Raw genomic sequence first — 23,031 nt, 5'->3', positions numbered from 1 at the left:
GAAGATTCACTTAAACAGCAGAAGGAAACAATCTTCTGAAAAGATGGGGACGGTATAATTCAACCCAAACGGCGACCGCCAGCAAAAGGTATTCCAGAAAGATGATCAACAAAGAATCGTCCACACCTGGTGTCCTGTACCGGTGATAACTTAGAAAAACCAGATATGTCCACACCAGTGCGAACTTCTTTTCACTGATCACTGTGAATGCCGCAAGGATGGTCACATACCACGGATGAACGACCAGCGCACAAAGCAGATATAAAAAGAAAGCCCACACCACGTCATCGCTTAATCTGGTAGACTTTTGCATCGTGAATACAACCCGGATGAATAGGAGAACGACGCAGATACCGGCCATCATTGGACCAACCAGGGCGATGGGGTTATATCCGTAGAATGCAGACAGGGTTTCTCGAATCAGATAGTATACCGATGCATTGAATTCAAAATACCGGAAATACAAATGGATGCTTGACATCATGCCGGATATGACCTCAAGGCTCAAAAAGGGAATGAACCCGCCCAGGAAAACAATCGCTACGATGAGTGCATAGCTGATAAAGCGTTTGACACCCAAATGCTTGAATAAGAAAGGCAGGATGAGCAGGGGTAATAACTTTGCACCAATTGCCAAACCAAGTGCACCGGCAGACCACCAGGTCTTCCGGCTTACCCAGAGATAGTAGAATAAAACCGAAAAAAAGATCATAAAAGCATCAGGATGTAAATTACCGGTAAGCTCAAGAACGACCAATGGATTTAAACCATAGAACCACATATGACCTGCCGGTAATTTGTAATACCTTAGTATGGCTACCATTAAAAACATGGTTCCTGTTTCTGCAATCACTGTAAGGACCCGTAACCAGACCATGGAAGAAAAAACATCATCCGGACTTTGTGCGGTAGCCAGCCAGAATAGGAACTGGCAGACCGGGGGATATACTGTATGGTATTCAGGTGAGTTCATATGTGCCAACATACCCGTGGCACCATCCGACAACTGACCGGCCCAATCCGCCGGAATAACCAGGTAGGGATTTTGGTTCCGGTGCATAACATGGCCATCCCAGATAAATCGGTAAAAGTCATCAGAGAGTTCAGGAATAGAGAGAAGAAATAACAATCGAAGGACGACCGGAGCAACAATAAGTGCTGTTGCTCCAAGGTTACTTGCATGTCTTAAGGCCCAGATATAGAGAATAAAAAGGCAGGTTACTCCAAGTAAAAGTATGCCGAACTGACTGCGACCCGGGAAGCCGTATGCGATGAACAGGTATAGACCTGCGGAAAGCATCAGCGGTGTGATAAATAGAAGGGAAGACCTAGAAGGCATAACGGAAGATCGTTGCAATGATCTTGTATCCGGCCATCACACTGCCCCGGATTGTTCCGGAAACCTTGGATTGACCTATTCGCCTTTTATAGCTAACCGGAACTTCTGTTATTCTCAAACCCACTGCCGCTGCTTTGATTTGCATCTCTACCGTCCAGCCAAAGTTGCGGTCTTGCATATTCAATGCCTGTAATGCGCTAAAACGAATGGCTCTGAATGGTCCAAGATCAGTATATCTTACGCCATATATCAGGCGGATCAGAAATGTTGCCAGAGCATTCCCGAAGCGTTGCTGAGGCATTAAGCTGCCTTTCTCAGCTTTTCCCGTTACACGTGAGCCAATGACCAGATCCGCTTCGTTGTTCAGGATGGGCGTCAGAATTAAAGGAAGTTCATTCGGGTTATCGGAAAAGTCGGCGTCGAGGAAAACAATGATATCGGGTAAAGGAGATTGGTTGGAAATGTAATGTAAACCTTTGAGACATGCCGCGCCATATCCCCGACGATCTTCACGCAGGACGGTCGCATCCTTTGATGCAGCCACGGTTGTGGTCTGGTCCGATGAACCATTGTCTACCACGACCACTTCCTGAATAAGATTGCGTGGCAGCGCATCCAGAACAAGACCGATGGATGCTTCCTCATTCAGTGCCGGTATGATGACTTTGGTACGTTGAGAAGTATTCTGCATTGATATGAAGCGATGGTCATATCGGTTGGGTAAAACCGAAATGAACAGAATCAGGCAGAAAGATACTTATTCAAGATAGAATCTCGCGGAAAACGCCACATCAATGGCTTCGGGACCGGGATAGACCAGCTCGATAAATGGCCTGGCGTCAAAAGTGAGGGTAATAGGCACTGAAGGAAATACAAATTCCAAACCGGCAACCCCATCAACTCCAACCGGGGTTACCGTCTTGTTGTAATATTTTCCATGTCTGTCGTAGTAATAACCGCCGTTGTTATAGAAACCGGTGTGAACACCTGCTCCAAGAAACCAGTATAGATTGCTCATACCAGTATCAAAATGCCATTGATAAAGTCCGGTTAACTGGTAGCCTTTCCAGCGTGTGGTTATAATTCCTTCCAGCGAACGGGATGGTTGAACAAAGTGCTTAACAGTTATACCATTAAAAAAACCGAATCGCAGTCCGATTCCGGTGCTATAATCTTGTGCACTTGCAATGCCCAGGGTCAGGCAAAGGATGAAGATGGTTACGAGTCTCTTCATTGTTTTCTCATATAAAAAAAGCCCCCGTTATTCATACGGAGGCTTTTTCCAAAAGGTTCGCGGGATTTAAAACTCCCAGAGATCATGTTCCATCTTGAAGAAGATGTCGTATTTAACTCTTTCGGCTTCCAGCAGTGCATCCAGACCAACTTTATAATCCTTGATCCGACGATTATAAGCATTGGATTCCTTTACTATATAGCTGCTGAACAAGCGCTTATGGAAGATATCATCATAAGTCCTTCTTTCCGCATCATTCCAGCGATTAAATACTTCTTCGTTGGATATGATGGTTCGTAGTTCAGGGAAATATACCCAATAGAGGTCAAGGTCACCGATATATTCACCTGTTTCGGAGTATTGTTCCATTACCGGAGCTATACCAATGATGCGCGCTTCAAGAACAGATCTTTGGTTATCGAAGAACCAGTCTTCCTTGATCTTGAATTTCACCACATCATCACGGTTAAGCTCATTGGTGATAATTTGTTCGATCCATTCACCGGTAATAGGATCTTCATATCCAATGGTATCAGGCGGGTCAGCGCCTATATTCTGCACCTCTTCAAGTGTATAGGGCACAGTAAACTCGTCATCAGGTAAAAGACCGTTATAGGCGTTATACGCGGTAACCGCTCCTTCCAGTACGGCGTCATGGATCACATCGAAAAGATTTCTTCTGTCTTTGATCTTCTGACTACTTTTCGGGTATGCGAAAGGCAGGTTGAGTTTTTCCTTGAGATCAATATACCTCCAGGTTCTTTTGAACCACATCACATCCGCTTCTCTCAGGTGAGAATAAGGGGTTACCCTTCGTGTCGGAAGGTGTTCTTTAACGTATACACCGTCCAAAACGTTTTGCGCTGAACTTGTTTCCGGAATGATGATTCCGGAGATCAGGCAAATACCTGCTGCGATTTTCAACCAATTCTTCATAGAACCTCCCATTTTAAGATTGCCTTACATTATTTCCAATGCAATAGGGGCAAGCTTTCTTGTTGATCCATCCGGACCTTTGGCCCTGATGTTTTGGAAATAAACCTTATTTCCTTTGACCACGCCCCTCAGCATTTTCTTCATATCACCAGTAAGGGCATAGCTATCAGATTTCTTTGGAATTGGGTCAATCCCTTTTCCTGTAACGACCATTTCAAAAGCCGTTACAATAAATTTCAGATCAAAGTCAAAGTTTTCCATATCTGCAGCCAAGCCGGGTTGCACGGATAACACGTTCTTTGCAATTTTATCATCACCGGTTTTACCAGCGATTTTTGCCACCGGATCCGGAACACGTTTTACGCGGAATTCCGCCCGTCCCATGTTTTTCTTTTCACCGTTGATGTTTGCAAAAACTGTAACGTTACAAGTTCCCGATGATTTCACACGAACGGTATAACCTTTACCTTTTTTGGAGATACTTCCCGAACTCAACGAGGGTTGAAGTACATCTGGTGGTAAACCGGGAACAGAAATGGAGACAGGGTTATCAACGCCGATATAGAACACGTTCATTTTATCGGCTGATACTACCAAAGATGGTTTCGCAACTTGATAGGAATGATTGAAACGGAATGGAGCAATGCTGCCATCTGGTTTTTTGATGTTCACCACACCACCCCATTTGTAAAACCCTTCCGAATTAGCGGGCACTTTATACACACCTTTACCACCCTTTACAGCCAATTTCATTGGTTGTGCAAGCTTACTGCTATCCTGACCAGCAAACTCAACTTCAACGTCCGGGTCTTGGGTGGAGTCTCTTGCGGCAACGAATACTTGTGCTCTGAACGTATCGCCTTGTACAACGTAGTTGGTCGGGGCCAATACCATCGCTTCAAGCTTATTAAACTTGAATGAACCAGCATCGATCTCCGTAAGCAGGTAGTTGATCATGTCTGCTTCACAGTTACGAATGTCGTTCTGCATTTTGGACATCATAGTGATAGAAGCAATCAACGGAAGGCCCTGAAAATACTGGGTTACCCACGTTTCTGTTCCATGTTCTGACGGAGGTGGGTCATCAGTGCTCAAGTTACTTTCGATGGTAGTTCTAAGGTGCTCATCCTTGGCTTTGATAAATCCAGTCAGGAACTTCCGGTAGCTTTCAATTTCCGATTTTAGTTCTTCGCCTTTGCCATTCACAAGCATAATCTGAGGAGCAATGTCCTGATTGTCTTTTGCTTGAATGTGTCCGGCTTCGACAGTTGTTTCCTCTGTTTTATCCGCTTCCTGGATAATAGCTACTTTCAGGTCATTGATCAGTTTTACCAAGTCATCCGACTTCTTCTTAACATCATATGCCTTGTTGCGCCATTCAACTGCCTTTTCAAATTCAGCGGCTGCTTTGTCAAACGCCGCATAAGTGGATGCATTCTTTTTATTGAAGTTATCGGTTGTACGCGCCAAACCTGAGTCCACAAGAACGAAGGCATTGAGAATTTCTTTGGACACGTTAAGGGCAAGAAGCGCGGTCAGTACCAGGTACATCATCCCGATCATCTTCTGCCTGGGGCTTAATTTTTTTTCTGCCATGGTTAATTTTCTCCTTGTTTAGATAAACAAAAAGGATCAGACATTGATTCCCTGGTTAAATTATGATCTGGGCCCGCTCATTGCCGAAAGCATATTGCCATAAATGGTATTCAATGTGCTCAGGTTTTGAGTAAGCTTTGAAACTTCTTCCTTGAATTGCTTGGTATCATCAAGCGATCCACTTAAGCTTTCCATCAGTTCGGCAATGCTTTCTTTATATTTATTGGAAGCATCAAGCTGATTTGCGGATTCACTAATCTGTTGACGATAAACGTCGTTCAACTCATTCAGACTGGTGGATACTTTCTGCAGACCTTCAGCGTAATTAGCACTATCGTCAGCAGATCCTGCAAGAGACGTCAGAGACTGAGAAGCCCTTGAATACGAGTCAGAAAGTTCGTTAACGTTGGAAGCAGCTGTGCGTACATTTTGAACATATTCATTTGTTGCAACCGTTGCATCAGAAATATCCGTAATCTTAGTTGCAGCATCGCCGAATGCACGCAAACCCTGTCCAAGTCGTTCTATCATTTCGGGTTCTATCTTGGCTTCTTCCATCATGTCGTCCAACTGTTCCGTTAGACTACCAGTATCTTCTTCAATTGCCTTATGACCGCCTTCGCCATGCATTCCTGCCAGTTCAGGATAAACCAAGGACCAATCGGGATCTTCATGAGGTGGTTCAAACGCCGAAAAGAAGAAAATCACCGCTTCAGTCGTAAGACCAGCTACAAGCATAACTCCGGCTCCCGGCCAGTGCATGATCTTAAACATGGCACCGGTAATTACCACCGCAGCTCCCCAGCCATAGAGCTTGGCCATAAAATTCTTCCACCCCTTCGATTGGGTTATCTCAGCTAAACTTGCCATAAGTAATGGGTTTAATAGTTAACAATTCAAATTCAGACATTCAATTAATACTATATCAGATATCAGTGCTTGCGAACCTGCTATCCGCAAGGTATCATAATTTTGTTAGGGTATACCGATAATTAGATAAGCCATAGGCTATCCCCGACAAATTATATCCCGAATCAGATTACTTATTAAACAAAGACCGACCCTATTGGAAATCTTCTTTGGCTCTACCAAGGAACGTCATTACACAACGAAATCCAACATAACACTTGGAGGAATCTTGATATTCATAATCCCTTGTTCCGGTTTGCATGTAATAACCTACACCGGTCCATGATCCGCCGCGCACGACTTTACGTTTTAAAGCTGGTGGATCATTTTCCTTGGCATTGTAAAAGAAGTATGGGTTAAGATCATGCGCAAAGTTGTATGCTGACTCATCAAAGGCATCTTCACACCACTCCGAAACGTTTCCGGCCATACACCACAGACCGTATTCATTAGGCCAGTAGGAAGTAACCTTAACGGTATGGAATCCTCCATCATCAATATAGTTTCCGCGCATTGGCTTAAAGTTTCCTAAGAAACAACCTCTGGAATTCCTGATATACGGACCTCCCCATGGGAATGGAGAAAGATCCAGACCACCACGTGAGCCATATTCCCATTCGGCTTCAGTAGGCAACCTGAAGTCGTTTACGAATTTTACACCAAGACGATAAGCCCTATAGGTGTTGAATAATTGCGTACGCCAGACACAAAATGCTTTGGCTTGCGGCCACGTGATACCCACGACGGGGTAGTCATCATAAGCCACGTGCCAGAAGTACATCATGGTCAATGGTTCATTAAAGGAATAGGTGAAATCGTGTACCCACGAGAGGGTATCGGGAAATACGTTGATTACATCACGAATGATAAAATCCGAACGATCTTTAATACCATTACCATATTTCCAGTTGGAATTGTTTTCATCCGTGTATTCGTAACGGTTTACCTTTCTGGCTGCCTTACGATAGTCAATAACATAATACTCGAAGTTCAGTTTACGCGAGTCAATTTCTCTTCGGCGGTAGAATCGTTCGTTCTCGGGAAGGAACATTTCATCCAGGGTTCCATTTTCTCTTATTTCCTGCTCATCCCAGGGAATGTTAACCAAGGCCCTCCACTTCAGTGTGGGAGGATCTACATCAAGTCCCCATTCATCTGTGGTTGTAAAATACCTTTCTTCATCTTCTTCACCCAAAATACGACCAGCAATCGAATCACGCACCCAAAACACAAATTGGCGGTATTCATTATTGGAGATTTCGGTATCATCCATATAGTACGCCTGAACCGACACCGTCTTGCTGTGTGCTGTTTGAGCATAAGGGACCTCCTGGTCACTGGGACCCATGTTAAAACTTCCCATAGGAATATGGATCGTTCCATACGGATTATCCATGTACCATGTTCCCCTGCCGAGAACACCGGTCAACTCCCCGTTGTCATAGTAGCTCCCGCAACCGCCAGCTATGAAAGCCAGGGCGATCCACGGTGCTTGAAAAAGCAACCTCTTCATAATGACCTCCTTTTTTATCACCTTTTGTTTAAGTGACCTCTTCTCCCGAGTCTTTTTTGAACCAATTTTTTTTGAAGCAACTTCGGGCTTGGAATGCCCTTTAACGGTTCGTATTTCTTTCAGGTTACAATTAGCGTTAATTATCATCACAGGAATCGTACATTCCTATATCTCATCGGCGGCTGCTCACTTTGAAGCTTCTTGCAATAATTCAGCATCAATTCGTGGGTTCCGCTGCTATATCCTTTGATGTCAGACAAGGTAAAATCATAGGCGTATCCGAACTTAAGATCTTTGATGATTTGTACACCCACAAGCGCTACGGCTGCATCACCAGGGCGGAAAGAACCTCCGGCCCATACCGTACTATTCCATTCCAATAACGCATTAACATCAAGTGCTGTTGTGGCTGCATCTGATTTTATGAAAACCGAAGGTTTCAATACCAATGATGGGTTTGGCAATTGATAATTATAACCTGCCATCACATAATAGTGACGTGCCAATGAAATATCAATCTTTTGCAATTTGACATCGGTTTCAGGTATGTGAGAAGTAGAGACACCGAAGTATAGGTCGTTTGTATTGTAATAAATTCCAAATCCAAAATCCACCGTCATATCACTCTCACTATTCGCGGGTATTGAAGGGTCATTAGGGTCTATTGGTACCAAGCCATCTTTGACCCCGTTACTTGCCAGACCGCGGAGATTTTTATTAAATAAGCCCAGTTCAATGCCTATGCCAACATTACCTGCGCCCAGCGTTCTGCGATAAGCATAATCCAGTGTTGCGCTAAAATTCTTTTCCGCACCCAGCTGATCCTGAAATACTGTAATCCCTGCACCACCATATAAAACCTTCACCGGCATATCCACACTCAATAAAGTCGTCTCTGGCGCACCATCAAAACCAACCCATTGCGTGCGATACAACAAAGTACCACAGATCGCTCCACGACTTCCTGCATAGCCCGCATTGATCGCCAGTCTATTGAACATATTCTGGCTGAATTGCGCATCCTGTTGAGCGTATGCGAACAAGCCCGAAAAGGCCATTCCTATTGCAAGAATTGTCTTTTTCATAATGATTACTACAAGAAATTTATTTACACATCTACCCTTAACTAACAGACACTTTGGCCGCTAAAGAAACAAATAAAAAAATGCATTCGCAAATTTTTAACGCCCCAACATGCTGAATTTACATGGGTAGCTTTTAATAATCTCGTAACAGATTTCTACGCAGCTCTTGGGAAAAAGGTTATCAGGTAAAGCCTAATTAAGTTTTTGATAGGCTTGCCACCACCGATCAGGCAGATCATCCTGGCATGCCAGCTCATAATCCTTATACGAGCAGGGGACCATATGATGCCGTTCGTAGCGACTTCCTGCATCTGATAGGAAGGGTACATTCATCCACCATCGGTCGCTTTTCTTGCTTTTATAGAAAACCAATTCCTGACTGTGTTCGCTAATGTTTACGTGGTATACAATGTATTGCGACGCGTCAGTAAAGGGAAAGTCGTGTTTTCTTCCGCTGTAACCCTCAACAAAATACCAGATCATCTGGGATATCAAATGGGCTGTTTGGCTTCTGGGGTCAAAAAGTGGGTTGAATTCGTATAATCCCAGGGATGATATTTTCTCACTTAAACCTGCATAGCGCATCAGTTGGCAGGCTTCCTGCCCAAAAAGTCCATTGGGAACCGCTTGTTCATGACCAGGAGCATCTGATGAGCGGATGGCAGACATATCAAAGCTCAGCATGTCTGCATTTCTGATGGAAGGTTCTGTCTCGATAAGGGAAGATTGGATAGCGCCCAGACGCTGGCAATCAAAATGTAAACTTGCCATTAACTGTACTGCTTCCGGATCCGTAAGATAGCTCTGATAACCAAGCGTACAGTGATTGAACAAGTAGTTTGGTTTTCTCATGATAATCTTGCCCAGGTACGAGGTGGCGTTCAGTTCTTCGTCCTTCGAAAGCCCTAGATCCAGCGTATTATCAATTGAAACAATGTTAATGGTTTGTTCCAGTTTTTCGTATGCCTGGTATTGGGCAAAGGCAAGGTCATGACTTCCGCCAATGATTACGGGTATTATTTTCCCTTTCACCAACTCGGCTACTGATTCGCTTAATGCAAAATAAGTGTCATCGAGACTATGCCCGGCGGCTATGTCGCCTAAATCGGCAATACGCGCATTTCCAAAATCGCGAAAAGTCCTGTAAAATGCTTTACGCACCGGGTCAGGTCCTTCGGAGCATCCCCTGTTGTTTTTTGCCCTCCGTTCTTCTTTCACACCGATGAGAGCAATATTCACCTTGTCCAGTTCCGGAAAGTTTCCCTGGCGATGGACGGCGATTTCACTGCCCACCTGGCGCGGATGAAAGTCAATGTCACCCACAACGAAATCAAGATTGACCGCCTTAAAAAACCCTGAAATGTCCTTCATATGATTTCACCTGGATGTTATGATGATTTTCCTTTTCCCTTAGCCTTTCCCTTGCTTTTGGCTTTGGTTTTACTTGTAGGTTTGGAGGTACCGGTTACGGCCTTTTTCGTTTCTTTTTTCCCGCCTTTCTTAGGTGGGGCTTCCTCCATAATCTTAACACACTGTTCGTAGGTCAGGTCTTCCGGTTGTGTGTCTTTGGGGAGTCTGAAGTTGTTCTTTCCGTGAGAGAGGTAAGGACCCCATCGTCCTTTGAGGATTTGTAACTCCGCGTCTTGTTCAAAGGTCTTGATAATGCGCTCGCTGTCTGCTTTTCGCTTTTCGAGAATCAGTTCAATGGCCCTATCAATTTGTATTTCCATAGGGTCATCTTCCTTGAGGCTTACAAATTTGCCATCGTGCATCACATAAGGACCGAACCGACCAATGTTGGCGATCACATCTTTGTCTTCAAATTGTCCAACTGGCCGTGGTAGTTTAAACAATTCCAGAGCCTCCTCAAACGTGATGTCTTCAATGCGTTGATTCTTTCGCAGGCTTGCAAACCGCGGCTTTTCTTCATCGTCTACCGTACCAATCTGAACCATGGGGCCATATCGGCCGATGCGCACAATCACCGGTTTTCCTGATTCCGGATCATCTCCCAAAACCCTTTCTCCGGTGGCTTTCTCGGAAGTCTCAATGGTTTCGGTGACATCCTCGTGGAATGGACCGTAAAAAGCATCGATCATTTTGTTCCACTCCAGTTGGCCTTCCGCAATTTCATCAAATTGTTTCTCTATCCGCGCTGTAAAATGGTAATCCAGGATATCTCCGAAATGTTCGATCAAAAAGTCGTTGACCACCATTCCGATATCGGTCGGAAACAATTTGGACTTTTCACTGCCGGCGGTTTCGATACGGGTCTCTTTTGCTACCTCGCCTTGTTTCAGTGTAAATACCAGGTATTCCCTTGGATGCCCTTCCCTGCTTTCCTTTACAACATAGTCACGTTTCTGAATGGTAGAAATGGTAGGTGCATAAGTAGAAGGTCTTCCAATTCCAAGTTCTTCCATTTTCTTTACCAGGCTTGCTTCCGTATACCTCGCTGATGCATGTGGGAAACGTTGTGTGGCATCCATCTGGGAAAGGTTAAGCGTTTGCCCCACAGACAATGGCGGGAGCATTCCTTCCTGATCTTCCTCCTCTTCCTGATCGCTGGATTCATTATAAACTTTAAGAAATCCATCAAACTTCACCACCTCACCACGGGCGATCAATTTTTGTGTTGCATTGGATATGTCAATGGTCACAGTGGTCTTTTCCAATTTCGCATTGGCCATTTGACTGGCAATGGTTCGTTTCCAGATCAGATCGTAAAGTCGTTGTTCGTTCCTTTCACCGTCAACCTCACGATGGTTCATGTATGTGGGACGTATAGCTTCGTGAGCTTCCTGAGCACCTTTGGACTTGGTTGTGTATTGGCGGCTTTCGACATATTCGGTTCCATAGGACCTTCCTATCTCGACTGCAGCTGCGCTGATGGCCGTTTCGGAGAGGTTTACGGAGTCGGTACGCATATAGGTGATCTTTCCGGATTCATATAGCCTTTGGGCCACGGTCATGGTCTGGGCTACTGAAAATCCAAGCTTTCTGCTGGCCTCTTGCTGAAGCGTGGATGTCGTGAATGGTGCAGCCGGTGACTTGGTGGAAGGTTTGGTCTCCAATGCCCCGATCTGATAACTGGCTTCACGGCAATTTTTGAGAAAAGATTCAGCTTCTTCAGCGGTATCAAAACGGTTGGATAATTCTGCCTGGAGTATGGCTTTCTCACCGTCTTTATCTAGATGAAAGATGGCGCGCACACGGTAAAATGGTTTGGATGTAAACGCCTTGATTTCGCGTTCTCTTTCAACGATTAACCGTACCGCAACCGATTGTACCCGACCTGCAGACAGGGAAGGTTTGATCTTTTTCCATAGGATCGGTGATAACTCGAAACCAACCAGTCTGTCCAGTACCCTTCTGGCTTGCTGAGCTTCAACCAGATTGAGGTCTATCCCTCTTGGTGAAGCAATGGCCTTCATGATCGCCGGCTTGGTGATTTCATGAAACACAATCCTTTTGACCTTTTCCTGGGTGAGTCCCAATGCCTCGAACAGATGCCATGAGATGGCCTCTCCTTCACGGTCCTCATCCGTTGCCAGCCATACCATTTCCGCTTTGCTTGCCAACTCGGTCAATTCCTTTATCACATCCTTTTTATCTGGAGAGATTTCATAAGTAGGTTGGTAGCCATTTTCAATATCCACGTGGAGGCCTTTGCCCGGCAAATCTCTGATGTGACCGAAACTGGATTTCACCAGATAATCGTCTCCCAGAAATCCACCAATGGTTTTGGCTTTGGCTGGTGACTCTACAATAACAAGATTTTTTGACATATCAATCTGAAGGGTTTCCCAGGGTGAAAATTCCGCAAAAATTCATCCTTCGTGGCAACAAAGAAAGAAAAAACCATCCTGAAAAAGCAAATTGTTGAATTATGAGTCACCTTAATAACTATGTCGCTGACATTTTGACACCCGTTTGGAATTTGCTAACTTTGAGTCCCTTTTTAACACCGATTTTTCAAATGGATCAGAATGATTTGCTAGCAGAAGAGCGCCAGGGAGAGGTATTGGACAGACCGGTTGATGCGTTGCACGAAGGCCGAAAAAAAATCTATGTAGAGTCATACGGATGTCAAATGAATTTCTCCGATAGTGAGATTGTGGTATCCATCCTTGAAGAAAAGGGTTTTAATACAACGCCTGACTATCATTTGGCCGATGTGGTTTTGATCAATACCTGTGCTATCAGGGATAATGCAGAGCAAAGAGTCAGAAATCGGCTGCAGGAATTCAGGGCTGTCAAGAAAAAAAATCCAGAACTCGTCATAGGTGTGCTGGGATGTATGGCTGAAAGGTTGAAAGCGAAGCTACTTGAGGAAGAAAAACTGGTCGATCTTGTGGCAGGTCCTGATGCGTATCGTACGCTCCCCGCCCTCTTGCAAGAGGTGGAATCCGGGAGAAAGGCTGTAAACGTTATCCTCTCTACCGAAGAAACATACGATGATATCACACCTGTTCGTCTGGATTCCAATGGTGTGACGGCTTTTATCTCCATCATGCGCGGTTGCGACAACATGTGCTCATTCTGTGTGGTTCCCTTTACCAGAGGCAGGGAGCGTAGCCGTGATCCTCAAACGATCGTGCAGGAAGCCAAAGATCTTTTCGCCAAAGGCTACCGGGAGGTAACACTTCTGGGGCAGAATGTGGATTCATATCTATGGGCCGGGGGTGGTCCGAAAAAAGACATCATTAAATCAGGCAAGGATGCAATCAACTTTGCTGGTTTGCTGGAAATGGTAGCCAAGGTAAATCCGGATCTGAGAATTCGTTTCTCCACCTCTCATCCGAAAGACATCACGGAGGATGTTTTACATACCATGGCTGCGCATGAAAATATTTGCAATTACATTCATCTGCCCGTTCAATCAGGAAACAGCCGGATTCTTGAGAAAATGAACAGGGGGTATACCCGTGAGTGGTATATGGACCGGGTGGAAATGATACGTCGGATTATCCCCGACATAGCGATCTCCACTGACGTGATATGCGGATTTTGTTCAGAAGAGGAAGCAGATCATCAGGAGACCCTTTCCATGATGGAATGGGCGGCTTTTGATTTTGCGTACATGTTCAAATACTCCGAAAGACCAGGCACATTGGCGGAGAGAAAGTACAGCGATGACGTGACGGAATCACTGAAAACCAAACGGTTAGAGCAAGTGATAGAACTGCAGCAACGAATGTCCCTGGAAAGCAATGAGAAGGATATTGGTAAGGTGTTCAGGGTACTCGTCGAAGGGGTTTCAAAACGTTCACAGGAACACCTCTATGGCAGAAATGATCAGAACAAGGTGATGATCTTTCCCAAAGGCAACCTGGTTCGCGGACAATATGTTCATGTAAGGGCAGACCGGTGTACAGCGGCAACCCTTATGGGAGAAGTTGTTGAGCATGCATGAACTGAAAAAACGGATACCCATCCTGGGCTTGTTGTTCACCACCCTGGTGGCCAGCGCCGGTGAACCGGTGTATCAGTTGAATGCTAAAAAGGATATGGCCTTATCTGCAACGGGAATGATGCTTTGCGGAATGCCGCTCCTATCCAATCAAACCCGTTTTTATCACCGAAGTGAGCTGGCGTCGCTTCAAACTGAAAAGCTTTGGTGGCCTGGCCTGGATAAAAAAGCACACCTTAACTGGTCCCTTTCTGCGGATCGCATCAGCACCATCATTCCATTCGGTATGGCAGTCGTGGTGGGTGCATTGCCATGGACGCTTGCAAATGAAAGAGACGGCAAAGGCGGAACCTGGACGCAGGCAAGAACAATCTATACCATGTACATGGAGGCCTGGTTGATTCAGGCTGGCATCAAAAGTATGATCAAGACACTCGTCAACCGGCCCAGACCCTTCTTGTTCAACCCATCCTACTCCACGGAAGATAAATTGTTACGGGCAGAAAAAGGTGGCAAGGATTCCTTTATCTCAGGCCATACCTCGGGGGCATTTATGACTGCAGCGTTTGTTTCCACCGTACTTATGCACACATCCGAAAAGAAACATATCAGATGGATTGCTTTGGCACTCGCAGGCGCCGCTACTGTGACTGCCGTTCAGAGGTATCGGTCCGGTGACCATTACCCCACCGACATTCTGACCGGGGCATTTACAGGGACGCTTACAGGAATTTTGGTCCCGGCTCTTCATTTAAGTGGTAGACAGGCCGTTGATCTGCGAACCGGTATACAATATCCTGATGGATATGCACCTGTATATACCCTTGGATTAAATATGTCATTAACAACAGCTTTTAACGGGCGGCATTCAATCACGATCTCAAAATGAACGTCAAGGAAATCAAACAACGATTTGGGATTATCGGTTCATCCAACTTGCTGGACCGTTCCCTGGAGATAGCCATTCAGGTGGCTCCAACGGATTTGACTGTATTGATCACCGGTGAAAGCGGAACCGGTAAGGAGGCTTTCCCGCAAATTATTCATCATCTGAGTAAAAGAAAGCACGGACCCTTTATCGCCGTAAACTGTGGCGCCATTCCGGAGGGCACCATCGACTCGGAATTGTTCGGGCATGAAAAAGGTTCCTTTACCGGTGCACATGATGCCCGGAAGGGTTATTTTGAGGTGGTGAATGGTGGTACGATCTTCCTGGATGAAGTTGGCGAGTTACCATTATCGACTCAGGTGCGATTGCTACGGGTCCTTGAAACCGGAGAATTCATCCGTGTGGGGTCCTCCAAGGTGATCAAGACCGATGTGAGAGTGGTCGCTGCGACTAATGTAAACCTTGCACAGGCTGTGGCCAATGGTAAATTCCGGGAAGACTTGTATTATAGACTGAATACGGTACCTATCAGAGTGCCTTCGCTTAGGGAAAGAAAGGAGGATATACATCTGTTGTTCAGAAAGTTTACAGCAGATTTTGCCGATAAATATCAGATGCCACCTATCAGACTAACGGATGAAGCGGTAGAAATGATCAATGCATACCGGTGGCCCGGTAATGTGCGCCAGTTGAGGAATATTGCGGAACAGGTTTCAATCATTGAGGAAAGCCGTGAAATTGGTCCCGAGCGACTAAGATCATACCTGCCGGATGATTCGGGTACGAATTTACCCGTCTTACTTGAACCAAGTGAAGAACAAAAGGGAATGACGGACAGGGAAATATTGTATAAGGTTCTGTTTGATATGAAACGAGATGTAACCGATCTGAAAAAACTAGTGGCAGTTCTGATGAAAGGCAATCAGCCTTCAGAAGACATTCACACGGAAAATGCCCAGGTTATTAATCGGTTGTATGATGACAATGCCGCGGTATATCCGGTGACCATTCGCAATGGAAAGGACACACATGAAGAGGATCATGACCGCATTGACGCACATGAAGATGTTACGGAAGAATCTTTATCAATAGCTCAGAAGGAAGAAGAATTGATCAGAAAGGCATTGGAAAAACACAACGGTCGCCGTAAAAAAGCCGCCGAAGAACTGGGTATTTCGGAGCGTACCCTGTACCGGAAGATCAAAGAATACAGCATGTAATGTTTTAGCACGATCTTTGGATGGCTCCATTACCAAAACACCGCCATGATGTTTAAGATAAAAGCAAAGTTTAAGGTCCTGGGGCTGCTGATTATGGTTGCAGGTCTGGCCGGTGGTTGCGGGTTCTATTCGTTCAGCGGTGTTTCCATTGGGCCGGATGTCAAAACAATTTCCATAGGGTACTTTCAGAATAATGCGTCCCTGGTGCAACCCGTATTGAGCCAACAATTCACAGAAGCGCTCAAAGATATTTTTATCAGACAGTCTCGTTTGTCATTGGTGAACAACAACGGTGATATGGATGTGCAAGGTCAGATAACCGGCTACGAGGTAAGTCCTGTGGCAATCCAGGGAAATGAGACGGCGGCCATGAACCGGTTGACCATCCGGGTCAGGGTTACTTATGTCAACCGAAAGGAAAAGAACAAAGACTTCGAGTCGGAATTCTCCAGGTATACCGATTTCGAGGGAGCGACAGACTTTAATGCGAAGGAGGAAGAATTGATGAAGCTGGTATATGATCAGCTGTCACAAGACATCTTTGATAAGATCATGATCAATTGGTAGTGGATGGATGCCGCCACCCTCATATCCGTATTAAAAAGGGAAGCTCCCCTGCAGAATCTTTCAGGAGAGTGGTTGCAGTCACTCGTTAGTGAGTACCCGTATTTTCCAACAGCACGTATGTTGGTGGCCCGTAAACTGAAGGATGCCTCTGATTTCAGGTATGAAGATTATCTCCGTAAGACGGCTGCATATGCCGGAGACCGGAGTGTTCTGTACCACTGGATACATGCGGAGGAAAAGGAAAAAGAGCCGGAGCTTGAGGCACCTGTCGCAGCTCAGAAAAAAATTGTTGGTAAGGAAGAGGTAAAACCGGCGAAGAAGGAATCATCGATTGTTGTTGATAAACCTCTCAAGCCGGACAAGATGGTTGACCCGGGGAGTCGGGTTCGCGATATCGCTCCTGTAGAAACGGTCGTCCCTGAAATCAAAAAAGATAAGAAAGAAAAAGCACCGGTAAAGACGCCGGAACGCTTCAAGCCAGCTGCAAAGCAGGAGAATGAGATAGGTAACAAAAAACCGGCGACGCCCAGCAACAGGACGTTCTCAGACTGGTTGAAACATACAAGTCAACCAACCCGAGGCATTGAACCGGTACAAGAAATTAAAACCGAACCGGAGACAACGGACAAGCCATCCTCACCGGAAGAACTGATAGACCGGTTCATTAAGGCAGACCCGAGGATCCAGGCGAAGGCAGAATTCTTTTCGCCTGAGAACATGGCAAAGAAAAGTGCTGCAGAGCACGATGAGTTCATGACAGAAACCCTGGCAAAAATATACGCGGACCAGGGTCATGTGGCCAAAGCCATTGCTATATATGAGAAGTTAACTTTGAAATATCCGGAAAAAAGCGGTTACTTTGCAGCCCTTATTCAGGCATTAAAAGACAATAATCAACAGTAATATGATCTTCAATATCCTCACCGTACTGATTCTGATCGTTTGTGTTCTTCTCATTCTGATCGTTTTGGTGCAAAATTCAAAAGGAGGGGGCCTGGCCTCATCATTCGCATCAAACAACCAGATTGTGGGTGTGCGTAAAACTGCGGATTTCCTGGAAAAGGCCACCTGGGTATTGGTAGCGGTCCTTCTCGGCCTCAGTCTGCTTTCAAGCACTGTAATCCCCAGAGATGAGAACCGTGCTGAATCCCGCATGGAAGAGCAGATTCAGAGTGCTCCTTCGCCTCAGACAGGCGCACCGGTTCTACCGGATGTACCCGAAGAAGATCCCGGACAGTAAGGTTCGTCTCGTGACAGCATGACGTCAGTCGGCAGCGGTCATGACAATTTAACGTCAATTGCAGATAATTTGTCAGTCGCTACACCTGTCAACACACAAATAAGCCATTTGGCATGTAATGTGAGTATAGGAAGCCGCAATCAAGAATATTCATTGTTAAACTAAAATTGTATTGAACCATGGGAAAGATCCAGATCAAGCCCCTTGCAGATCGGGTGCTTGTTGAAGCTTCTGCCGCAGATGAGACTACCGCAGGTGGTATCATCATACCAGATACCGCAAAAGAAAAACCCCAAAAAGGAAAAATCGTGGCAGTCGGCACCGGTAAAAAGGATGAGCCGCTGACGGTAAAAGAAGGTGATACGGTACTTTATGGCAAGTATGCCGGAACAGAGATCACCGTTGATGGCAGAGATTATCTGATCATGAGAGAGTCAGATATTTTCGCTGTTCTGTAAACCCATTTAAATCAACCTTAAAAAGAAAACTATAGCTATGGCAAAGGAAATAATCTTTGACATTGAGGCACGTGACGCTCTTAAAAGAGGAGTAGACGCTTTGGCTAATGCAGTCAAGGTAACACTCGGCCCCAAAGGTCGCAACGTGATCATCGATAAAAAATTCGGTGCACCTTCTATTACAAAAGACGGTGTAACGGTTGCGAAGGAAATTGAACTGGAAGATCCCATTGAGAACATGGGTGCACAGATGGTTAAAGAAGTGGCTTCCAAAACCGGCGATGTCGCAGGTGATGGTACCACAACCGCCACCGTTCTGGCTCAGGCCATCGTAACGGCAGGTCTTAAGAATGTAGCCGCAGGTGCCAATCCGATGGACCTCAAACGCGGAATCGACAAAGCTGTTGAGGCTACCGTTGAGTCGCTCAGAAAACTGTCTAAATCAGTAGGCCACGACAGCGACAAAATCGAGCAGGTTGCAACCATCTCCGCCAACAGTGATGCCACTATTGGTAAATTGATTGCAGATGCCATGGGTCGGGTAAAGAAAGAAGGCGTAATCACCGTGGAAGAAGCCAAAGGTACCGAAACAACCGTTGAAGTGGTTGAAGGTATGCAGTTCGATCGCGGTTATATTTCTCCTTACTTCGTAACTGATCCGGAAAAGATGGAAGCTGTTCTGGATGCTCCTTACATCCTTATCTACGATAAGAAGATCTCTGTAATGAAGGACCTTCTTCCCGTACTTGAGAAATGTGTTCAATCCGGTAAACCGCTGTTGATCATTGCGGAAGATGTGGACGGTGAAGCCCTGGCCACCCTTGTGGTGAATAAAATCCGTGGCAGCCTGAAGATCGCTGCTGTGAAAGCCCCTGGATTCGGTGATCGTCGTAAAGCCATGCTGGAAGACATCGCCATCCTAACTGGCGGTACTGTGATCTCCGAAGAAAGAGGTTTCAAACTGGAAAATGCAGACCTCTCTTTCCTTGGACAAGCAGAGAAGATCACCATCGATAAAGACAATACCACCATCGTTGACGGTGCCGGTAAAGCGGATGATATCAAAGCCCGTGTAAACCAAATCAAGGCCCAGATCGAATCCACCACTTCTGACTACGATAAGGAAAAGCTCCAGGAAAGACTGGCCAAGCTGTCTGGCGGAGTTGCCGTACTTTACGTAGGTGCAGCTACTGAAGTGGAAATGAAGGAAAAGAAAGACCGTGTGGATGATGCATTGCATGCCACCCGCGCAGCTGTTGAAGAAGGAATCATTCCCGGAGGCGGCGTTTCTTATATCCGTGCAATCGCTGTCCTCAATAAACTGAAGGCTGACAACCAGGATGAAGAAACTGGTATCAAGATCGTGAAACGTGCGCTCGAAGAACCCCTGCGTCAGATTGCTGCCAATGCCGGACTGGAAGGTTCTGTTGTTGTTCAGCAAGTGGCCGGAGGAAAAGATGACTACGGTTTCAATGCCCGCACCGAGCAATATGAAGATATGTTCGAAGCAGGTATCATCGATCCTACCAAGGTATCACGTGTTGCACTCGAGAATGCGGCTTCCATCGCAGGTATGTTGCTGACCACCGAATGTGTACTCGCGGATAAGCCTGAAGAAAATGGTGCTCCTGCTATGCCTCCTATGGGCGGCGGCATGGGCGGCATGATGTAATCAGAGCTTGCCATGATTATTATAAGGCCCCGGAAACCCCGGGGCCTTTCTTTTTGTGCGTCCCCTTATTCTCCATAACTTCGCGCCAGCATTCCAACAACAGAATCATGATCGTTCCACCGGCCCATCGCCTTGAACATGTGCAGGAGTATTATTTCTCCACCAAGCTTAAACAGATCGCTGTCATGCGGTCCAAAGGATTGAACGTACTCAATCTGGGCATTGGAAGTCCGGACATGCCACCGGCAGATGAAACCATACAGGCGCTGATTCATTCAGCCCAGGATCCCAATCATCATGCATATCAGCCGTATACCGGAACGCCTGAATTGCGTAAGGCCATGGCGGAATGGTATTTGAAAACCTATGGTGTGATCCTCGATGAAACCTCGGAAATACTTCCCCTTATGGGATCCAAGGAAGGGATCATGCATATCACCCTGGCCTTTGTAAATCCGGGGGATGAGATTCTGATCCCGGATCCGGGCTATCCGACTTATTCGGCGGTCGCAAATTTGGCGCAGGCCATAATAAGAACATATAATTTGTCTGAGGAAAACAATTACCAACCTCAGGTTGAAGAACTGGATCGCCTGGCCCACACCCATACCCGGATGATATGGCTTAATTATCCGCACATGCCTACGGGTACGCCGGCAGATGATGATGCCATGGAGGCGGTGCTCGCCTGGGCAAAACACCGCAAGATTCTGGTGGTGAATGATAATCCATACAGCCTGGTACTCAATGCAGGTGAGCCTACCAGTATTTTGCAGTATGAGGATGGCAAAGAAGTAGCATTGGAATTAAACTCCCTGAGCAAGTCACACAACATGGCCGGGTGGCGTGTGGGAATGCTTGCAGGCGCTGCTGATCATGTTCAAACTGTACTTCGGGTCAAAAGCAACATGGATTCGGGTATGTTCAGACCCATCCAGGATGCTGCCGTTGCTGCGTTACATGTTGATGAGGCATGGCACGAATCCAGAAACCACGAATACGAAAAGCGGCGTTCCCTTGTATGGGCCTTGTTTGACGAGCTTGGCTGCAGCTATGCAAAGGATCAATGTGGAATGTTTGTCTGGGCACGTATCCCGGGGAATGAGGTTTCTTCGGAAGCCTTCGTGGAGCGCTTGCTCCAGGAATACCACGTGTTTATTACACCGGGTATGATCTTCGGTGAAAATGGCAAACAGCACGTGCGCATATCGCTCTGCAGTCCTGAATCGGTATACAAAGAAGCATTGTCCAGGTTGAAAGTCCCCGGACGTGAAAAGGCTACCCGGGCATCATGACCATAGCCATCATAGGACTCGGCCTCATCGGAGGTTCGTTATCAAAGGATCTCAGAAACACTGGCTTTGCGGATACGTTACTCGGTGTTGATCAGAATGCGGGTCATGCAAAACAAGCACTTGAATTGGGCCTGGTTGATCAGATCGTAGATATGAACGAAGCCATCTCCCAGGCAGATGTCATTGTTCTTGCTGTTCCCGTAATCACGATCAAAACATTACTTCCTTCGATCCTGGATCGGATGAAGGAAGGGCAGGTGGTTACGGATATGGGCTCCACCAAAACCACCATTTTCAAAACGATTGCGGATCACCCGAACCGTCGTTTTTATGTTTCTTCCCATCCTATGGCGGGAACGGAACATTCCGGTCCGCAGGCTGCAGTCAGTGGATTGTTTCGGGATAAGGTGGGCATCATTTGCAACAAGGAATCCTCATCTCCTGAAGCTTTGAAGACGGTGGAAGGCATGTATGCTGCGGTGGGTATGAAACTGTTGTATATGGATGCGGATGCCCACGACATGCATGCGGCATACGTATCGCATATTTCTCATATCAGCTCATTTGCCCTTGCCCTTGCTGTTTTGGAAAAAGAGAAAAACGAAAAGGCCATCTTTAATCTTGCCAGTGGTGGATTCGGATCTACTGTTCGTCTTGCCAAAAGCTCTCCTGAGATGTGGGCACAGGTATACACCGAAAATGATGCCTATATCCTCGAGGTGTTAGACGCCTACATAAGGATCGTACAGGAATTCAGGGATGAGATTGCAGCAGGTCATATCGACAAACTACGGGAGATGATGACGGAAGCGAATGCCATCCGGAAAGTACTGGATAAGGAAAAGGACTGATCCTACAGGACCAGCCCATTTCCCTATGTGTATGTTTACAGTTTGATGATCCTTGAACTTCCTGAAAGTTCCTGGTGGGTAATTACACCGTTGCCCATGTAATACACAACCGATGATCCGGACAGGTGTGCTTTCAATGTTTGATTAACGGTCAGATGCATACTGCTGGAACCTGACAGGTTAATGTCCACATGGTTCACATCAAGGTCCAGGCCTTCCAACCGGCTTGAACCGCTTCCATGCACACGGTAGGTATCGGCGTGACCTTCAAAGTTAACTTCCGATGATCCCGACAGATCGGCGTCCAGGTAGGTCACATTCATGGTGCCTGTGATCCGGCTGGAACCTGACAGATGGGCTTCGAGTTCCGGTGTGAACAACGTGTCTTCAAAATAAACGGTCGACGCACCTGACAGGTCAATGCGACTCAGGTCATGTACGGTAAGGTATGCCACCTTTGTTGCGCGGCCCAGCAACCGTATATTATTTTTCATACTGATATCCACCTGGCCGTTCCGGACCTTCACGTCAACCAGGGACATCAGGTTGTCGTCGGTTTCGATCACCAGTTTTTCTTCATTGGGAGAGAAGCTTACGTAAGCTACGAATGAATTGGACAGTTCAAGTTCGTGTATATTGCTCAGCGGGATTTCATTCTGAATGATACGCCCGGAAGGTGATACCACCAGTCGTTCCCTTGTACAGGATGCGAATATGGTCAGCACGCATCCGAAGATCATTATCTTTTTCATGTTTAAACGCATTTTGATTTCCTTTCCCTAAGGATGCGTTTTTCTGAGAAGGTTGCATGAAG

21 protein-coding genes are annotated in these 23,031 nt (G+C 46.1%); 10 read left to right on the top strand and 11 right to left on the bottom strand.

The window, feature by feature from the left end:
• Window positions 1-10: 10 nt before the first annotated feature.
• From KDD36_03110 to topA, 10 genes are all read right to left on the bottom strand, one after another.
• Window positions 11-1,339: a hypothetical protein gene (locus KDD36_03110; GenBank protein MCB0395614.1), complete on the bottom strand. Its 1,329-nt coding sequence runs from the start codon at window positions 1,337-1,339 to the stop codon at window positions 11-13.
• Window positions 1,329-2,030, bottom strand: coding sequence for a glycosyltransferase family 2 protein (locus KDD36_03105; protein MCB0395613.1), 702 nt, complete (start codon window positions 2,028-2,030; stop codon window positions 1,329-1,331). The genes KDD36_03110 and KDD36_03105 overlap by 11 nt, the downstream gene beginning before the upstream one ends.
• A gap of 66 nt (window positions 2,031-2,096) precedes the next feature.
• Window positions 2,097-2,573 (bottom strand): hypothetical protein, encoded by a 477-nt coding sequence (locus KDD36_03100; protein ID MCB0395612.1) that lies wholly within the window; start codon window positions 2,571-2,573, stop codon window positions 2,097-2,099.
• Window positions 2,574-2,639: 66 nt separating this feature from the next.
• Window positions 2,640-3,509: a gliding motility protein GldN gene (gene gldN / locus KDD36_03095; GenBank protein ID MCB0395611.1), complete on the bottom strand. Its 870-nt coding sequence runs from the start codon at window positions 3,507-3,509 to the stop codon at window positions 2,640-2,642.
• Window positions 3,510-3,533: 24 nt separating this feature from the next.
• Entirely contained in the window at window positions 3,534-5,105 is a 1,572-nt protein-coding gene (gldM, locus tag KDD36_03090) for a gliding motility protein GldM (GenBank protein MCB0395610.1), read from the bottom strand.
• 60 nt (window positions 5,106-5,165) lie between these two features.
• Window positions 5,166-5,975 carry a gliding motility protein GldL gene (gene gldL, locus KDD36_03085; GenBank protein ID MCB0395609.1) on the bottom strand — a complete coding sequence of 270 codons (810 nt, stop codon included), beginning with the start codon at window positions 5,973-5,975 and terminating at the stop codon, window positions 5,166-5,168.
• Window positions 5,976-6,168: 193 nt separating this feature from the next.
• On the bottom strand, window positions 6,169-7,527 hold the full coding sequence (locus tag KDD36_03080; protein MCB0395608.1) for an SUMF1/EgtB/PvdO family nonheme iron enzyme: 1,359 nt from the start codon (window positions 7,525-7,527) through the stop codon (window positions 6,169-6,171).
• Window positions 7,528-7,673: 146 nt separating this feature from the next.
• Window positions 7,674-8,612 (bottom strand): type IX secretion system membrane protein PorP/SprF, encoded by a 939-nt coding sequence (locus KDD36_03075; protein ID MCB0395607.1) that lies wholly within the window; start codon window positions 8,610-8,612, stop codon window positions 7,674-7,676.
• A 192-nt stretch (window positions 8,613-8,804) separates the two neighbouring features.
• The gene (locus tag KDD36_03070; protein ID MCB0395606.1) at window positions 8,805-9,983 is read right to left on the bottom strand and encodes a formimidoylglutamase; all 1,179 of its coding nucleotides are present in this window, start codon (window positions 9,981-9,983) and stop codon (window positions 8,805-8,807) included.
• A 17-nt stretch (window positions 9,984-10,000) separates the two neighbouring features.
• Window positions 10,001-12,400, bottom strand: coding sequence for a type I DNA topoisomerase (gene topA, locus KDD36_03065; protein ID MCB0395605.1), 2,400 nt, complete (start codon window positions 12,398-12,400; stop codon window positions 10,001-10,003).
• Window positions 12,401-12,591: 191 nt separating this feature from the next.
• On the opposite strand from topA, the gene miaB reads away from it, so the two are divergent.
• From miaB to KDD36_03015, 10 genes are all read left to right on the top strand, one after another.
• Window positions 12,592-14,028, top strand: a complete 1,437-nt coding sequence (miaB, locus tag KDD36_03060) for a tRNA (N6-isopentenyl adenosine(37)-C2)-methylthiotransferase MiaB (GenBank protein MCB0395604.1) — start codon at window positions 12,592-12,594, stop codon at window positions 14,026-14,028.
• Window positions 14,021-14,914: a phosphatase PAP2 family protein gene (locus KDD36_03055; GenBank protein MCB0395603.1), complete on the top strand. Its 894-nt coding sequence runs from the start codon at window positions 14,021-14,023 to the stop codon at window positions 14,912-14,914. The genes miaB and KDD36_03055 overlap by 8 nt, the downstream gene beginning before the upstream one ends.
• The gene (locus KDD36_03050; protein MCB0395602.1) at window positions 14,911-16,134 is read left to right on the top strand and encodes a sigma 54-interacting transcriptional regulator; all 1,224 of its coding nucleotides are present in this window, start codon (window positions 14,911-14,913) and stop codon (window positions 16,132-16,134) included. The genes KDD36_03055 and KDD36_03050 overlap by 4 nt, the downstream gene beginning before the upstream one ends.
• Before the next feature lie 48 nt (window positions 16,135-16,182).
• On the top strand, window positions 16,183-16,701 hold the full coding sequence (locus KDD36_03045; protein MCB0395601.1) for an LptE family protein: 519 nt from the start codon (window positions 16,183-16,185) through the stop codon (window positions 16,699-16,701).
• Window positions 16,702-16,704: 3 nt separating this feature from the next.
• Entirely contained in the window at window positions 16,705-17,604 is a 900-nt protein-coding gene (locus tag KDD36_03040; protein MCB0395600.1) for a hypothetical protein, read from the top strand.
• 1 nt (window position 17,605) lies between these two features.
• Window positions 17,606-17,941, top strand: a complete 336-nt coding sequence (secG, locus tag KDD36_03035; GenBank protein ID MCB0395599.1) for a preprotein translocase subunit SecG — start codon at window positions 17,606-17,608, stop codon at window positions 17,939-17,941.
• Window positions 17,942-18,120: 179 nt separating this feature from the next.
• Window positions 18,121-18,399 (top strand): co-chaperone GroES, encoded by a 279-nt coding sequence (locus tag KDD36_03030; protein ID MCB0395598.1) that lies wholly within the window; start codon window positions 18,121-18,123, stop codon window positions 18,397-18,399.
• 37 nt (window positions 18,400-18,436) lie between these two features.
• The gene (gene groL / locus KDD36_03025; protein MCB0395597.1) at window positions 18,437-20,071 is read left to right on the top strand and encodes a chaperonin GroEL; all 1,635 of its coding nucleotides are present in this window, start codon (window positions 18,437-18,439) and stop codon (window positions 20,069-20,071) included.
• A 110-nt stretch (window positions 20,072-20,181) separates the two neighbouring features.
• A complete protein-coding gene (locus KDD36_03020) occupies window positions 20,182-21,366 on the top strand; it encodes an aminotransferase class I/II-fold pyridoxal phosphate-dependent enzyme (protein MCB0395596.1) in 1,185 nt (394 codons plus the stop codon).
• The gene (locus tag KDD36_03015) at window positions 21,363-22,217 is read left to right on the top strand and encodes a prephenate dehydrogenase (GenBank protein ID MCB0395595.1); all 855 of its coding nucleotides are present in this window, start codon (window positions 21,363-21,365) and stop codon (window positions 22,215-22,217) included. The genes KDD36_03020 and KDD36_03015 overlap by 4 nt, the downstream gene beginning before the upstream one ends.
• A 35-nt stretch (window positions 22,218-22,252) precedes the next feature.
• Here KDD36_03015 and KDD36_03010 read toward each other — a convergent pair whose 3' ends face one another.
• On the bottom strand, window positions 22,253-22,969 hold the full coding sequence (locus KDD36_03010) for a DUF2807 domain-containing protein (GenBank protein MCB0395594.1): 717 nt from the start codon (window positions 22,967-22,969) through the stop codon (window positions 22,253-22,255).
• Window positions 22,970-23,031: the final 62 nt, after the last annotated feature.

It is taken from the genome of Flavobacteriales bacterium, from assembly GCA_020435415.1.
Taxonomy (GTDB): Bacteria; Bacteroidota; Bacteroidia; order JACJYZ01; family JACJYZ01; genus JACJYZ01.
The sequence above is the reverse complement of the archived record's forward strand: the minus strand, read 5'-3'. Positions and strand labels throughout refer to the sequence as shown.

Bases quoted from the DNA above. Each gene is read 5' to 3' on its own strand.
- KDD36_03110 (MCB0395614.1), bottom strand. From the start codon at position 1,339: ATGCCTTCTAGGTCTTCCCTTCTATTTATCACACCGCTGATGCTTTCC.
- KDD36_03105 (MCB0395613.1), bottom strand. From the start codon at position 2,030: ATGCAGAATACTTCTCAACGTACCAAAGTCATCATACCGGCACTGAAT.
- KDD36_03100 (MCB0395612.1), bottom strand. From the start codon at position 2,573: ATGAAGAGACTCGTAACCATCTTCATCCTTTGCCTGACCCTGGGCATT.
- gldN (MCB0395611.1), bottom strand. From the start codon at position 3,509: ATGAAGAATTGGTTGAAAATCGCAGCAGGTATTTGCCTGATCTCCGGA.
- gldM (MCB0395610.1), bottom strand. From the start codon at position 5,105: ATGGCAGAAAAAAAATTAAGCCCCAGGCAGAAGATGATCGGGATGATG.
- gldL (MCB0395609.1), bottom strand. From the start codon at position 5,975: ATGGCAAGTTTAGCTGAGATAACCCAATCGAAGGGGTGGAAGAATTTT.
- KDD36_03080 (MCB0395608.1), bottom strand. From the start codon at position 7,527: ATGAAGAGGTTGCTTTTTCAAGCACCGTGGATCGCCCTGGCTTTCATA.
- KDD36_03075 (MCB0395607.1), bottom strand. From the start codon at position 8,612: ATGAAAAAGACAATTCTTGCAATAGGAATGGCCTTTTCGGGCTTGTTC.
- KDD36_03070 (MCB0395606.1), bottom strand. From the start codon at position 9,983: ATGAAGGACATTTCAGGGTTTTTTAAGGCGGTCAATCTTGATTTCGTT.
- topA (MCB0395605.1), bottom strand. From the start codon at position 12,400: ATGTCAAAAAATCTTGTTATTGTAGAGTCACCAGCCAAAGCCAAAACC.
- miaB (MCB0395604.1), top strand. From the start codon at position 12,592: ATGGATCAGAATGATTTGCTAGCAGAAGAGCGCCAGGGAGAGGTATTG.
- KDD36_03055 (MCB0395603.1), top strand. From the start codon at position 14,021: ATGCATGAACTGAAAAAACGGATACCCATCCTGGGCTTGTTGTTCACC.
- KDD36_03050 (MCB0395602.1), top strand. From the start codon at position 14,911: ATGAACGTCAAGGAAATCAAACAACGATTTGGGATTATCGGTTCATCC.
- KDD36_03045 (MCB0395601.1), top strand. From the start codon at position 16,183: ATGTTTAAGATAAAAGCAAAGTTTAAGGTCCTGGGGCTGCTGATTATG.
- KDD36_03040 (MCB0395600.1), top strand. From the start codon at position 16,705: ATGGATGCCGCCACCCTCATATCCGTATTAAAAAGGGAAGCTCCCCTG.
- secG (MCB0395599.1), top strand. From the start codon at position 17,606: ATGATCTTCAATATCCTCACCGTACTGATTCTGATCGTTTGTGTTCTT.
- KDD36_03030 (MCB0395598.1), top strand. From the start codon at position 18,121: ATGGGAAAGATCCAGATCAAGCCCCTTGCAGATCGGGTGCTTGTTGAA.
- groL (MCB0395597.1), top strand. From the start codon at position 18,437: ATGGCAAAGGAAATAATCTTTGACATTGAGGCACGTGACGCTCTTAAA.
- KDD36_03015 (MCB0395595.1), top strand. From the start codon at position 21,363: ATGACCATAGCCATCATAGGACTCGGCCTCATCGGAGGTTCGTTATCA.
- KDD36_03010 (MCB0395594.1), bottom strand. From the start codon at position 22,969: ATGAAAAAGATAATGATCTTCGGATGCGTGCTGACCATATTCGCATCC.